This window comes from Streptomyces sp. NPDC004788 (assembly GCF_053601115.1).
Genome location: NZ_JBSGBF010000092.1, coordinates 1 through 13,324, shown reverse-complemented (window position 1 = coordinate 13,324; position 13,324 = coordinate 1). Strand labels below are relative to the sequence as shown.

At 72.3% G+C, this 13,324-nt stretch carries 11 protein-coding genes and 1 pseudogene; 9 read left to right on the top strand and 3 right to left on the bottom strand.

Features of this window, described 5'->3' with window-relative positions; genetic code table 11:
• Nucleotides 1–32 precede the first annotated feature (32 nt).
• Nucleotides 33–881 carry a hypothetical protein gene (locus ACWEJX_RS30185; protein WP_451610591.1) on the bottom strand — a complete coding sequence of 283 codons (849 nt, stop codon included), beginning with the start codon at nucleotides 879–881 and terminating at the stop codon, nucleotides 33–35.
• Between the two features lie 239 nt (nucleotides 882–1,120).
• On the opposite strand from ACWEJX_RS30185, the gene ACWEJX_RS30180 reads away from it, so the two are divergent.
• The 6 genes from ACWEJX_RS30180 (at nucleotide 1,121) to cseC (ending at nucleotide 6,496) form a co-directional block, all read left to right on the top strand.
• On the top strand, nucleotides 1,121–1,783 hold the full coding sequence (locus tag ACWEJX_RS30180) for a phosphatase PAP2 family protein (RefSeq protein WP_403793681.1): 663 nt from the start codon (nucleotides 1,121–1,123) through the stop codon (nucleotides 1,781–1,783).
• A gap of 33 nt (nucleotides 1,784–1,816) precedes the next feature.
• Nucleotides 1,817–2,779 (top strand): A/G-specific adenine glycosylase, encoded by a 963-nt coding sequence (locus tag ACWEJX_RS30175; RefSeq protein WP_451610590.1) that lies wholly within the window; start codon nucleotides 1,817–1,819, stop codon nucleotides 2,777–2,779.
• Between the two features lie 185 nt (nucleotides 2,780–2,964).
• A complete protein-coding gene (locus tag ACWEJX_RS30170; protein WP_451610589.1) occupies nucleotides 2,965–3,603 on the top strand; it encodes a SigE family RNA polymerase sigma factor in 639 nt (212 codons plus the stop codon).
• Nucleotides 3,604–3,641: 38 nt separating this feature from the next.
• Entirely contained in the window at nucleotides 3,642–4,268 is a 627-nt protein-coding gene (locus ACWEJX_RS30165) for a hypothetical protein (protein ID WP_451610606.1), read from the top strand.
• Between the two features lie 70 nt (nucleotides 4,269–4,338).
• Nucleotides 4,339–5,040, top strand: coding sequence for a two-component system response regulator CseB (gene cseB / locus ACWEJX_RS30160; protein WP_451610588.1), 702 nt, complete (start codon nucleotides 4,339–4,341; stop codon nucleotides 5,038–5,040).
• Between the two features lie 142 nt (nucleotides 5,041–5,182).
• On the top strand, nucleotides 5,183–6,496 hold the full coding sequence (gene cseC / locus ACWEJX_RS30155) for a two-component system sensor histidine kinase CseC (protein ID WP_451610605.1): 1,314 nt from the start codon (nucleotides 5,183–5,185) through the stop codon (nucleotides 6,494–6,496).
• A 128-nt stretch (nucleotides 6,497–6,624) separates the two neighbouring features.
• Here the strand turns inward: cseC and ACWEJX_RS30150 are convergent.
• Nucleotides 6,625–8,262: pseudogene (locus ACWEJX_RS30150) on the bottom strand (MDR family MFS transporter); the annotation flags it as partial.
• A 74-nt stretch (nucleotides 8,263–8,336) separates the two neighbouring features.
• Here ACWEJX_RS30150 and ACWEJX_RS30145 point away from each other — a divergent pair.
• Nucleotides 8,337–8,906: a TetR/AcrR family transcriptional regulator gene (locus tag ACWEJX_RS30145; protein WP_451610587.1), complete on the top strand. Its 570-nt coding sequence runs from the start codon at nucleotides 8,337–8,339 to the stop codon at nucleotides 8,904–8,906.
• A 61-nt stretch (nucleotides 8,907–8,967) separates the two neighbouring features.
• Here the strand turns inward: ACWEJX_RS30145 and ACWEJX_RS30140 are convergent, their stop codons facing one another.
• Nucleotides 8,968–9,720, bottom strand: coding sequence for a M23 family metallopeptidase (locus ACWEJX_RS30140; protein ID WP_451610586.1), 753 nt, complete (start codon nucleotides 9,718–9,720; stop codon nucleotides 8,968–8,970).
• Between the two features lie 463 nt (nucleotides 9,721–10,183).
• Here ACWEJX_RS30140 and ACWEJX_RS30135 point away from each other — a divergent pair, with 463 nt between their 5' ends.
• Nucleotides 10,184–10,516 carry a trypco2 family protein gene (locus ACWEJX_RS30135; RefSeq protein WP_451610585.1) on the top strand — a complete coding sequence of 111 codons (333 nt, stop codon included), beginning with the start codon at nucleotides 10,184–10,186 and terminating at the stop codon, nucleotides 10,514–10,516.
• Nucleotides 10,513–13,290, top strand: coding sequence for an NACHT domain-containing protein (locus tag ACWEJX_RS30130; RefSeq protein WP_451610584.1), 2,778 nt, complete (start codon nucleotides 10,513–10,515; stop codon nucleotides 13,288–13,290). The genes ACWEJX_RS30135 and ACWEJX_RS30130 overlap by 4 nt, the downstream gene beginning before the upstream one ends.
• The last annotated feature ends 34 nt before the right edge of the window (nucleotides 13,291–13,324 follow it).

Here is a 13,324-nt window from a genome sequence, read left to right as displayed (position 1 = left end):
GTCCCGGGGCCTCGTTCTTCCGAGCCGACCGGTCAGTCCTTCGCGAGCTGGAACGACACCGGCGTCACCCGCGCTCCCGGCACCGACGCCTCCGCCAGGTAGTTGCCGGGGCCGACGGCCTGGCCGGCCGGGGCGGTCGTCGCGCACTGCGGGGCGCTGCGGCGGCGGTCCCACTCCACGGTGTGGGTGATCGTGGTGTGCGCCGGGACCCTGAGGAAGAGCGGGGTCGCGGGGCGCGGGCAGTCCTTCGAGGACCACAGCACGCCCGTGGTGTCACGGACCGTCAACACCGCGTTCTTCGGGCCGAGATCGGTCTTGCAGTCGGCGCCGGTCGTGTTGGTGACGGTCAGCTTGAAGCGCGGCTTCTCGCCCGGCTCGTAGGCGTTCTTGGCGCCCGTGAGCCTCAACTGGAGTGCGCCGGGAGCGCAGTTCGGCAGCGGAGAATTGGCCGGAACCTGCTGTCCGGCGCCCGTGCCGGCGCCGCCGTCGCCGCCCGCGCCGTCGGTGTCGCCGTTCTTCCCGCCGGTGGCCCCGGAGTCAGCGCCCGCGTCCGTACCGCCGTCGCCGCCGCCCGCGTCGCCGCCGGCGTCGTCGCCGCCCCCGGTGTCACCGGAGCCGGAGCCGGAACCGGAGCCCGACTCGTCGCGGCCGCCCGGGTGTTGACTGATCGCCGGACCCGAGCCGGAGGGGCCGGGGGTGATCGACGGCGCGGGAGAGGAGCCGTTGGCGTTGTCGTCCGGCTTCTTGCCTCCGCCGCCGCCGGACGTGAACGCCCAGGCGGCGATCAGCGCGAGCAGGGCAACCAGGCACAGCGCCACGGCCCTCCGACGCCAGTAGATGGAGGAGGGAAGCGGCCCGACCGGATTGCGCAGTGATCCCACGTCACGAACCTTACGAGAGATCAGCCCCAACTCCCGCCCCCCATGCCGCCCCAGACGCCAAGTTTTGCCGATGATCACATCCGGGACGCGGTCCGGTCCGGAGCGGGGACCCCACGGGCGCCGTCCGCGTTGTTCCCGGCACGGTCCGTGACGTCCGCGGCACCCCCCGCTTTCGTCGGGCCGGCTGTGGTGCCCGGGCCGGAGCGAGCTGCTCCGGAAGCGGGTTAACGTCATCGACCATGGACAACCTCCCTCACCTCACCGACGGGCTGTATCTCGACATCGTCGATTTCGCCCACTCCACCCCGCACTGGTTCCAGAAGATCGCGGAGGTGTGGACCGAGCTCGGGCTGCTGCTCTTCGGGGTGCTGTTCGTGGCCGGCTGGTGGCGGATGCGGCGCGGGTCGGCCGACGCGATGGCGCTCGCGCTGCTCGCCCCGCTCGCGACCGCCTTCGGCTACGTGGTGAACGAGGCGCTGAAGTCGCTGGTCGACGAGGAGCGGCCGTGCCGCGCGGTCGCCGGGGCGCCCGCCTCGCTCGTCGCCTGCCCGCCGCACGGAGACTGGTCCTTCCCCAGCAACCACTCCGCGATCGCCGGGGCCGCCGCCGTGGCGCTCGCGCTGTCGTGGCGCGGCATCGTCTGGCTGACCGCGCCGATGGCCCTGCTCATGGCCTTCTCCCGGGTCTTCGTCGGCGTCCACTACCCGCACGACGTCACGGTCGGCCTGCTGACCGGCGCCGTGGTCGCGTTCGTCGTCATGAAGGCGGCCCGCCGCCCGGCCCGGGCCCTGGTCGACACGGCCCGGTCCAGCCGGAGCAGCGCAGTCATGTGGTGCGTGGGGCGCGGTCCGCGCGTTCGTGCCTCCGCGCGCCCCGGAGGCGCACGCCACGGCGCGTACTGATCGACTCGGGAGCATGCCAGGATCGGAAGTGCCATGACTTCCATCCACACCACCCCCGAGACCCCTGCCGCGCCGTCCGCCGCGCGCTCCTCCGACCTCGCCGCGCCCGCCGCGCCGCACGCCCCCGGCGAGCTGCACGGGCCCGTCCTCGCCTGGTTCGACCGGCACGCCCGCGACCTGCCGTGGCGCCGCCCGGAGGCGGGGGCCTGGGGCGTGATGGTCAGCGAGTTCATGCTCCAGCAGACCCCGGTCGTCCGGGTGCTCCCGGTGTACGAGCAGTGGCTGGCGCGCTGGCCGCGCCCCGCCGACCTGGCCGCCGAGGCGCCCGGCGAGGCCGTCCGCGCCTGGGGCCGGCTCGGCTATCCGCGCCGGGCGCTGCGGCTGCACGCGGCGGCCGTCGCCATAACGGAGCGGCACGGCGGCGACGTGCCGAAGGACCACGGGCAGCTGCTCGCGCTGCCCGGGATCGGGGAGTACACCGCGGCGGCTGTGGCCTCGTTCGCGTACGGGCAGCGCCATCCGGTGCTCGACACGAACGTGCGCCGGGTGTTCGCGCGGGCGGCGACCGGCGTGCAGTACCCGCCGAACGCCACCACCGCCGCCGAGCGCCGGCTCGCCCGGGCCCTGCTGCCCGACGACGAGCCGACGGCGGCCCGCTGGGCGGCGGCCTCGATGGAGCTGGGCGCGCTGGTGTGCACGGCGAAGAACGAGGACTGCGGGCGCTGCCCGCTGGCCGACCGCTGCGCCTGGCTGCTCGCCGGCAAGCCCGCCCACGACGGCCCGCCGCGCCGCGGCCAGACGTACGCGGGCACCGACCGGCAGGTGCGCGGCAAGCTGCTCGCCGTGCTCCGCGAGGCCGTGGACCCGGTGGCGCAGGCCGACCTGGACGCGGTCTGGGACGAGCCCGTGCAGCGCGCCCGGGCACTGGACGGACTGGTCGCCGACGGCCTGGTCGAACCGCTGGAGGGCGGCCGGTACCGGCTCCCGCTGAGCTGAGCCCCCCTTCTCCCCCGGCACCCGAACCGAAACCTCCGGATCCGTCGCTGTTACACAACCGATGGACAGCCGTGCGCCCGCCGACGGCTCGCCCGGACAGCCCCGTGACAAGCGCTCCGTAGCGTCTTCGACGTAACGGAAACAGGTCTGTTGGGTCTGGTCACGGGGATCGGAGGCGGTTCGGGATGGCGCACGGCGAGACGCTCGGCGAGGTGCTCGATTTCGAGGAGTACGTACGCACGCGGCAGGACGCGCTGCTGCGCAGTGCCCGCCGTCTCGTGCCCGACCCGGTCGACGCCCAGGACCTGCTGCAGACCGCGCTGGTCCGCACGTACGGACGCTGGGACGGCATCGCCGACAAGTCGCTCGCGGACGCCTACCTCCGCCGGGTCATGATCAACACTCGGACCGAGTGGTGGCGGGCCCGCAAGCTGGAGGAGGTCCCCACCGAGACCGAGCAGATGCCCGACGCACGGGTCGAGGACCCGACCGAGCAGCACGCCGACCGCGCCCTCCTCATGGACATCCTGAAGGTGCTCGCGCCCAAGCAGCGCAGCGTGGTCGTGCTGCGCCACTGGGAGCAGATGAGCACGGAGGAGACCGCTGCCGCGCTCGGCATGTCGACCGGTACGGTGAAGAGCACGCTCCACCGCGCCCTGGCCCGACTGCGCCAGGAGCTGGAGAGCCGGGCCGCCGAGGGCGACGCCCGCGCCCTGGACACGGGTGTCCTGGAGCGGACGGACGGATCGATCCGGGCGGCGGCGGTGACGACCGCGGCCGGACGGCGGGGCGACGAGCGGAAGCAGGAGCGGTGCGCGGCCTGAGTGCCAGACCCAGGGAACGGGCGGCGAGCGTCACGGCGATGGCCGGGCTCGCCGCCGTCGGCGTGCTCGTGGCCGGTTGCTCGACCGGCGGCACCGGCTCGCGCGACGAGGGAGCGGCGCGCTCCGACGAGGTCGCGTCGACGGCCCCGCGGGCCCCTTCGTCGTCGAACGCGCCCGGCGCGTACTCCAAGCAGGCCCCCCCGAGGGTCGATCCGATCGCCCTGCTGAAGAGCGACCCGAAGATCGGGGAGCGGCTGAAGTCCGACCTGAAGCCGTGCACGGCGGACGTCTACCCGGTCGACACCTCCTACGGGAACCTCACCAACTCCGGGGCGCCCGACATCGTCGTCAACGTGATGAGCTGCGGCGACATGGTCGGCATCGGCATGTACGTGTACCGCGAGGAGAACGACAAGTACACGAACGTGTTCATGGCCGAGGACGCGGCGGTGTACGGGACGATCGACCGGGGGGACCTGATCGTCACCAAGCAGGTGTACGCGAAGGGCGACCCGGTCGCGTACCCCTCGGGCGAGGACGTGATCACGTACCGCTGGACGGGGAACAGGTTCAGTCAGCACGACTGGGTGCACAACGACTTCAGCAAGGCGGCCGGGGACGGCGGACTGGACGGGACCGAGCCCGCGCCGGCTCCGTCCAGCTAGCCCCCGCCCCCCCCTGCTTCAGAGTCCCGATCCGACCCCCCACAGAGCGCGTACGCGGAAGGCACCGCCCATGGCCGAGACCCATGTCCTGTTCGTCGAGGACGACGACGTCATCCGTGAGGCCACCCAGCTCGCCCTGGAGCGGGACGGCTTCACGGTGACCGCCATGCCCGACGGGCTCTCCGGTCTCGACGCCTTCCGGGCCGACCGGCCCGACATCGCGCTCCTGGACGTCATGCTGCCCGGCATGGACGGCGTCAGCCTGTGCCGGCGGATCCGCGACGAGTCGACCGTGCCGGTGATCATGCTGTCGGCGCGGGCCGACTCCATCGACGTCGTCCTCGGCCTGGAGGCCGGCGCGGACGACTACGTCACCAAGCCCTTCGACGGCTCCGTCCTGATGGCCCGGATCCGCGCCGTACTGCGCCGCTTCAACCACGCGGGGGAGGCCGGCGACGGCGCCGGGACCACGGCGGCGGCCGCGGGCGGCGTGCTCGCCTTCGGCGACCTGGAGGTCGACACCGAGGGCATGGAGGTGCGCCGGGCCGGCGCGCCGGTCGCGCTCACCCCGACCGAGATGCGGCTCCTGCTGGAGTTCTCGTCGGCGCCGGGCACGGTGCTGTCCCGCGACAAGCTCCTGGAGCGGGTCTGGGACTACGGCTGGGGAGGCGACACCCGGGTGGTGGACGTCCATGTGCAGCGGCTGCGCACCAAGATCGGCCAGGACCGGATCGAGACGGTCCGCGGCTTCGGCTACAAGCTCAAGGGCTGACCGGCCGGTGGAGGTGAAGGGGCAGGCGCGCGAGCCGCAGACGAGCGGGCCGGGGGCGAGCGATCTCCCGGCCGGTGGCCTGCGGGCCGGGGCGAGTGGTCTGCGGGCGGGGACGAGTGGTCTGCGGGCCGGGGCGAGTGGTCTGCGGGCGGGCGGTCTGCGGACCGGTGTCCGCTGGAAGATCGCCGTCGCGATCGCGGCGGTCGGCGCGCTCATCGCGGTCACGCTGAGCCTGGTCGTCCACAACGCGGCCCGGGTCTCCATGCTCGACAACGCCCGTGACGTGCAGATGTGGCGGCTGCTCTTCGCCCAGCGCGTGTACGAGACGTCGAAGCCCAAGGAGCCGCGCTTCGGCACCAAGATCAACGACCCGGCGCTGCCGCCCCAGCTCGACCAGCTGATGCGGGACAAGCGCCGCGGCACCTACGTCCAGGAGCACAACGGCGGCCCGCCGGACGTCTGGGCGGCCGTGCCGCTCGCCAACGGCGACGTGCTCTCGCTGCACGTGCCCTTCGCCGACCGCAGCGCCACGATCATGAAGGACCTCGACCGGGCCCTGATCATCGGCTCGGTGTCGGTGGTCTTCGGCGGCTGCGCCCTCGGCGTGCTCATCGGCGGCCAGCTCTCGCGCCGGCTGCGCAAGGCCGCGGCGGCGGCCGGCCGGGTCGCCCAGGGCAACACCGACCTCCGGGTCCGGGACGCCATCGGCGGCGTCGTACGGGACGAGACCGACGAGCTGGCCCGGGCGATCGACGCGCTGACCGACGCGCTGAACGAGCGCATCGAGGCCGAGCGGCGGGTCACCGCCGACATCGCGCACGAGCTGCGCACCCCGGTCACCGGGCTGCTCACGGCCGCCGAGCTGCTGCCGCCGGGCCGCCCGACCGAGCTCGTACGGGACCGGGCGCAGGCCATGCGGACCCTCGTCGAGGACGTCCTGGAGGTGGCCCGGCTCGACGGCGCGTCCGAGCGGGCCGAGCTGCAGGAGATCGCGCTCGGCGAGTTCGTGGAGCGGCGGGTGCGGGCGCTCGACCCGGACGCGGTGATCCGCGTCGTCCACGAGTCCTGGGTCAACACCGACCCGCGCCGCCTGGAACGCATCCTCGGCAACCTCCTCGCCAACGCCGCCAAGCACGGCAGGGGCCCGGTCGAGGTCACCGTCGAGGGCCGGGTGGTCCGGGTCCGCGACCACGGCCCCGGCTTCCCGGAGGCGCTCCTCCGCGAGGGCCCGAGCCGCTTCCGTACGGGCAGCAGCGACCGCGCGGGCCAGGGCCACGGACTGGGCCTGACCATCGCGACCGGCCAGGCCAGGGTCCTCGGCGCCCGGCTGACCTTCCGCAACGCTGCCCCCGAGGGCACCCCGGACGGCGCGGGCGGCGCGATCGCCGTGCTCTGGCTGCCGGAGCACGCCCCGACGGCCACGGGCAGCTTCCCGGTGCTGCGACTGACCGACTGATCGGCCGTGCCGGTCACCGTTCCGGCGGGGTGCCGAAGTCCTTGGAGGCGCGCCTCTGACAACCGACCGACGACAACGGCCCCAGGCGTCCGTCAGGACACCGGGGGCCGTCGAGCAGCGGGAGGAGATCAGACCGTTTCGGCGACCTTCGGAGCGCTGTCCTCCACCGAGCCGTCCTTCTTCGTGGCGCCGGCGCCGCGCAGCGCGACCTCCTTGACGAAGAAGGCGAGGACGAAGCCGAGCACGGCGACGGCCGAGCCGACCAGGAACGCCGAGTGGGTACCGGCGGCGACCGCGTGCTGGTACGCCTCGCGGAGCGCGGCGGGCAGCTTGGCGAGGCTGGCGGCGTCGAGCTGGGCCGAGCGCTCGGTCAGCTGCGAGCCGCCGGCACCGCCGCGGGCGGCCATCTCGTGCTGGACCTGGTGGTTGAACAGGGCGCCCATGATCGCGACGCCGAAGGACGAACCGAGGGTCCGGAAGAGGGTGGTCGAGGACGAGGCGACGCCCATGTCCTTCATCTCGACGCTGTTCTGCGCGACGAGCATCGTGATCTGCATCAGGAAGCCCATGCCGGCGCCGAGCACGGCCATGTAGACGCCGGAGGTGAAGCGGGTGGTGCCGGTGTCCATCGTCGAGAGCAGGTACAGGCCGGCGACCATGAGCGCGCCGCCGATGATCGGGAAGATCTTGTACTTGCCGCTGCTGGTGGTGACCCGGCCGACGACCAGCGAGACGACCATCATCGACAGCAGCATCGGCAGGAGCAGCAGGCCGGAGTTGGTCGCGGACGCGCCCTGCACGGACTGCTGGAACAGCGGCAGGAAGAGCACCGCGCCGAACATCACGAAGCCGGTGAGGAAGCCGATCACGGACATCAGGGTGAAGTTGCGGCTGCGGAAGATGTGCAGCGGCATGATCGGGTCGCTCGCGCGGGTCTCCACGAAGAGGAAGGCCGCGAGGGCGACGACACCGCCGACGGCGAGGCCGACGATGGTGGCCGAGCCCCAGGCGTACTCGGTGCCGCCCCAGGTGGTGACGAGCACGATCGCCGTGATGCCGAGGGTCAGCAGGGCGGCGCCCAGGAGGTCGATCCGGGTGCCGGCGGCGCGCTCCTTCTTCGGCAGGTGGAGCACGGTGGCGAGCATCGCGAGGGCGACGACGCCGAGCGGCAGGTTGATGTAGAAGGCCCAGCGCCAGCCCCAGTGGTCGGTGATGGAGCCGCCGACGAGCGGGCCGCCGATCATGGCGAGCGCCATGATTCCGGCCATCATGCCCTGGTACTTGCCGCGGTCACGCGGCGGGATCAGATCGCCGATGATCGCCATGACGCCGACCATCAGACCGCCGGCGCCCAGGCCCTGGACGGCGCGGAAGCCGATGAGCTGGCCCATGTCCTGGGCCATGCCGCTGAGCGCGGAACCGATCAGGAAGAGCACGATCGAGCCGAGGAAGACGCCCTTGCGGCCGAACATGTCGCCGAGCTTGCCCCAGATCGGGGTGGAGGCGGCGGTGGCGAGGGTGTAGGCGGTGACGACCCAGGAGAGGTGCTCCAGGCCGCCGAGCTCGCCGACGATCGTCGGCATCGCGGTGCCGATGATCATGTTGTCCAGCATCGCGAGGAGCATCGCGATCATGAGGGCGAGGAGGACGACCCGGACGCTGCGCGGCTGTGCCTCTGCCTTCGCCTGCTGCCCCGTCTCCCCCTCGGCTGTCTGAGCTATCGGTTTCGTCGCCATGTCCCGTCTTCCCTTACTTGCCGCCCGGCTAGTTACTACACTGGGGAAAGTAGACCCGTAACTAGCCGGTCGTCAAGTAAGTTTTGTTGGGGAAGCGAGAGACCATGGCCCAGGCCCGAGCCCGAGGCAACACCCGTCAGCGCATCCAGGACGTGGCCCTCGAACTCTTCGCGGAGCTGGGCTACGAGAAGACCTCGCTGCGCGAGATCGCCGAGCGCCTCGACGTCACCAAGGCCGCGCTCTACTACCACTTCAAGACCAAGGAAGACATCCTCGTCGGGATCTTCGAGGACCTCACCCGCCCCATGGACGAGCTGATCGAGTGGGGGCGCGAGCAGCCCAGCACCCTGGAGACCAAGCGCGAGGTGCTGCGCCGCTACCAGGTGGCGCTGCTCGCCGCGGCCCCGCTCTTCCGCTTCATGCAGGAGAACCAGGCGGCGGTGAGCAAGCTCAGCGTGGGACTCACCTTCAAGGAGCGCATGCTCGCGCTGAACGACCTGCTCCAGGAGCCGGGCTCGGTGATGACGGACAAGGTCCGCTGCGTCAGCGCGATCTTCACGCTGCACGCGGGCACCTTCTTCATGAACAACGTCGAGGGCGACCCCGAGGAGAAGCAGGAAGCCGTCCTCGAGGTCGCCCTCGATCTGATCGAGCAGGCCCAGTCGGGCCGCTGAGCCCCTCGGGGCGTCAGCGCGGGCGCCGGTGCGGGCGCCCGTACAGGCATCAGCGCAGGCGTCAGACCGTGACGCCGTGAGTGCGCAGGAACGCGACCGGGTTCACGGCGGAGCCGTAGTTCGGGGTGGTGCGGATCTCGAAGTGCAGGTGCGGGCCGGAGGAGTTGCCGGTGTTGCCCGAGAGGGCGATCTGCTGGCCGGCGGAGACCTTCTGGCCGATGTTCACCTTGATCTTCGACAGGTGGGCGTACTGCGAGTACGTGCCGTTGGCGTGCTTGATCACGATGGCGTTGCCGTAAGCGGGACCGTCGCCGCCGCCGTACGGGCCGGCCTTCACGACGGTGCCGGTGGCCGCGGCGTGGACCGGGGTGCCGACCGGGACGGCGAAGTCCTGGCCGGAGTGCTTGTGGGCCCACATGGCGCCGCCCTGGTTGAAGGTGGCGGACAGCGCGTAGGAGGTCACCGGCTTGACCCAGGAGGCGGCCTTCTTGGCGGCCACGGTCTTTGCCTGCGCCTTGGCGGCGGCGGCCTTGAGCTGCGCGGCCTTGACCTGAGCGGCCTCGGCCTTGGCGGCGGCCTTCACCTGAGCGGCCTTGACCTGGGCGGCCTTCGCCTGGGCGGCGACCTCGGCCTGGACGGCGGCCTGCTGGGCGACGGCGGCGGACGCGGCGACGTTCGTGGTGCCCGCGACGGCGGCCTTGCCCTCGGCGGCGAACGCGGAGCCGGCACCGGCCACCAGCGACGCTCCCAGACCCGCGGCGGCGAGGGCGACGGCGGTGGTACGGATGCTGGGCTTCATGACGCGCTTCGACATACGGGGGAGAACCTCCGGACAGAACGGGACCCGGCACGAGGTGGTCGGCGCCGGGCTTGCTCATCCTTGGTAACCCGGGCCCCCGGCCCGGCCAAAACACCCCATCTACGACATTGCGTCGTAGCGATCTCCGGCCGCGTTCACCTCTTGACGGCTTGACCCAGGCCCTACAAAACGGGCCGAATCGACCCGCGTAGACCTGTTTAAGCCCATGTCGGGACCGCCCCGGCCACCCGACGGGCGCCACCCCCTGCGCCTCGGGACCGGACGGGACCAAGGCCTTGTTGGTTGACGCATGAACGTCCCGATTCATCCCGGAATCACACCACTATTCCGGCTAGTACCGCCGAAATCGCCTGTGCGCCTTGTCACCACGCGGCGGCCCCGAATGCGACCTGGGTCACGCGACCGAAGCCCTCGGAACCCCCTCCCGCCCCCTCCCGGCGGCGCTAGTTTCCATGCCATGACCGAGATCGAACTCGCCGACGCCATCGCCTCCGTACGCGACCAGCTCGTCGACGCCGCCAACCGCGCCACCGGCCACCCCGTCGCCTTCGAGGTCGGCGACATCCAGATGGAGTTCACGATCGAGCTCCGCAAGGAGCTCAAGGGCGGCACCAAGGTGAAGGCCTGGGTCGTCGAGGCGGGCGCCGACGCCTCCCGCACGCGCGGCGAGACCCACCGGGTGGCGTTCACGCTGAAACCGCGGAACGCGGCGACGGGCGGCGCGTGGCTGGTGGGGAACGAGGACGAGGCGGACCTGTCGGCGTTCGGTGACGTGGTGGAGGGCCATTGAGCACGGCCCGCCACGTCTTCCTGGTCCAGGGGAAACAGCAGGGCACCGGTGTCGCCCTCACCACGAGCCTGATCCTCACCAGTGCCCATGTCCTCGGCGGCGCCCACCACGCCACGGTCGCGAGGATCGGCCGGAAACCGAGAGAGCTACGGGTGGTCTGGTCGGACGACCGGCTGGACGCCGCCCTCCTGCAGAGCCCCACCGGCCTGGGACCGCCGCCGCCGGTCGGCGGGATCGGGGGCGACCGCGCGATCCCCGGCTGCGAGATCCTCGGCTTCCCGAAGATCCAGCGGTACGAGGACCGGAGCCCGGAGCTCGACCAGTTCACCGGCACCGTCCTGCCCATGGCCGGGCTCATACGCCGCACGATGACCGTCGAACTCGACCATCCGCCGGCCCTGGAGAGCGAGCACGGCCCCTCTCCCCTCGCCGGCCTCTCCGGCGCTCCCGTCCTCGCCGACGGCCGGGTCATCGGCATCGTGCGGTCGGTCCCGCGCGGGCGCGGGCACAGACGCCTGGAGTGCGTACCGCTCAGCGCCGTGTTCGCACACGAGGAGGCGCGCTCCCGGCTGTCCCTGTACGTGCAGCTGCCGCTGGTCACCGCCACCCACCCCGGCGACCGGCCCTACGAGGAGGAGTACGCCGAGGCCGTCGGCGCCGCCTACCGCCGCACCCGGATCTTCGGCCTCGACGAGCTCGGCAAGCGCGCCTCCGAGTGGGACCTCGACACCGCCTACCTCTCCCTGGAGGCCACCACCCGGGACCGGGACACCGTGCCCGTACCGCGCCGGATCGACGACCTGCTCGCCGCCCGCCCCCGCGTCCTGCTGCGCGGCGACGCCGGCGCCGGCAAGACCACCCTCATGTGGTGGCTGGCCGCGCACGCCGCCGCCGGCACCCTCGGCCCCGAACTGGCCGAGCTCAACGGCCTCGTCCCCTTCCTCGTCCCGCTGCGCTCCCTGCGCGCCCGCGGCTCCGGCTTCCCCTCCCCCGCCGAGTTGCCCGAGGTCGCCGGCCTCATGATCGACGGGGCTCCCGACGGCTGGGCCGGCCGCGTGCTCGCAGCCGGGCGCGGACTGCTCCTCGTCGACGGCCTCGACGAGGTCACCCAGGACGAGCGCGACGACGCCCACGACTGGCTCAGCCGGCTCCTGGCCCGCTACCCGCGCACCCGCTGCGTCGCGACCGTACGCCCGCACGCCGTCGCCCCCGACTGGCTCGGCGCGGAGAACTTCGAGGAGCTGACCCTCCTCCCGCTGCGCGCCTCGGACATCCAGGCGTTCGTCGCCGCCTGGCACGAGGCCGCCCGGCTCGACGCCGACGCACGTGACCGGGCCGCCCTCGACGACCTCGAACGCGACCTCGCCACGCAGTTCCGCCACAACCCGAACCTCGCCGAGCTGGCCCGTACGCCCCTGCTCTGCGCCGTCATCTGCGCCCTGCACCGGCTGCGCGAGGGCTTCCTGCCCGAGACCCGCTGGGAGCTGTACGACTCCGCCCTCGCGATGCTCCTCGGTCACCGTGACGAACGCCGCCGCGTCGACGCGCCCGACGGCATCCGGATGTCCGTCGAGGAGCACCAGCAGCTCCTCCAGCGCCTCGCCGCCTCGCTGGTCCGCGTCGGCCAGACCGAGTTCACCCGCGACCAGGCGCTCCAGCGCCTGGAACGCGCCCTCCCCGGCATGCCCCGCGTCGGCTCCCAGGGCACGCCCGAGGAGATCCTCACCCACCTGATCAACCGCAGCGGCCTCCTCCAGGAGCGCACGGAGGACGTCTTCCAGTTCGCCCACCGCACCTTCCAGGACTTCCTGGCGGCGAAGGAGTTCGTCGAGGACGACCAGCTGCGGGAGATGCTCCAGCGCGCCAACGACCAGCAGTGGCACGACGTACTGCTGCTTGCGGCGGGCCACTGCAAGCGGCGCGACCTGCCGGTCCTGGTGACGGGCTTGCTGGAGGCGGGCTCCGCGACGCGGAAACGGGACCTGAAGACGACGCTGTACGTGCTGGCCGCGCTCGCCGCGCAGCACGCGGCGTGGCTGGAGGAGGGGCTGCGGCGCCGGGTGGAGAAGGCGGTGAAGTCGGTGATCCCGCCGCGGAACCCGGAGCAGGTGGCTCAGCTGGCGCGGCTCGGCGGATGGGTGCTGCCCCTGCTGCCGGCGCCGGGGAAGGTCGTCCCCCAGGAGGCCATGAACATGGTCGCCGAGCTGATCGCCGCAGTCGGCGGCGCGGAGGCCCTCCCGTACGCCCGGGCGTACGCGGAAGCGGGTGAGACGATCTGGTTCGCCGACCGGTGGAGCGGGTTCCCGGCGGAGGGGTTCGCCCGGGAGGTGCTGCCCCACGTTTCGCGATCACAGTATGTGGCCGTCGAAACGGTCCAGCAGCTACGGCTGCTGGAGGGCGTTCCCGAAGCCACCGCGTTCCTGCTCCTGCCCCCGCTCACCGGGGACGACATCGTCCGGTACCTCAGCGACCGCCCCCTCACATTCCTGGGTCTCGCGTCCACGCTCTCGGACCTGACCTTGTTGCGGTCCCTGGACTGCTCGCAGCTCAGCCACGTGATCATCTCGCTGTGGCCGCTGCGGACCGACCTCAGCGCGCTGGCCGAGCTGCCGAAGCTCAAGATCCTCAGCTTCGTGAACATGGTGCCAGACAGCGGAATGCTGAACCTCACCCCGCTTCAGGGCGTGCCCGGCCTCCGGGTCTCCCTCTACGGCGTCCCCCGCAAGAACATCGTCGGCGCCGCCGCCCTCGGCGACCGCCTCACCGTCCAGTAACGAAAGACAAAGGGGCGGCCCCCCGCCCCCACAG

Excerpts from the sequence above, each read along its gene's own strand:
- ACWEJX_RS30180 (WP_403793681.1), top strand. The coding sequence starts at position 1,121 with ATGGACAACCTCCCTCACCTCACCGACGGGCTGTATCTCGACATCGTC.
- ACWEJX_RS30175 (WP_451610590.1), top strand. The coding sequence starts at position 1,817 with ATGACTTCCATCCACACCACCCCCGAGACCCCTGCCGCGCCGTCCGCC.
- ACWEJX_RS30170 (WP_451610589.1), top strand. The coding sequence starts at position 2,965 with ATGGCGCACGGCGAGACGCTCGGCGAGGTGCTCGATTTCGAGGAGTAC.
- ACWEJX_RS30165 (WP_451610606.1), top strand. The coding sequence starts at position 3,642 with ATGGCCGGGCTCGCCGCCGTCGGCGTGCTCGTGGCCGGTTGCTCGACC.
- cseB (WP_451610588.1), top strand. The coding sequence starts at position 4,339 with ATGGCCGAGACCCATGTCCTGTTCGTCGAGGACGACGACGTCATCCGT.
- ACWEJX_RS30145 (WP_451610587.1), top strand. The coding sequence starts at position 8,337 with ATGGCCCAGGCCCGAGCCCGAGGCAACACCCGTCAGCGCATCCAGGAC.
- ACWEJX_RS30140 (WP_451610586.1), bottom strand. The coding sequence starts at position 9,720 with ATGTCGAAGCGCGTCATGAAGCCCAGCATCCGTACCACCGCCGTCGCC.
- ACWEJX_RS30135 (WP_451610585.1), top strand. The coding sequence starts at position 10,184 with ATGACCGAGATCGAACTCGCCGACGCCATCGCCTCCGTACGCGACCAG.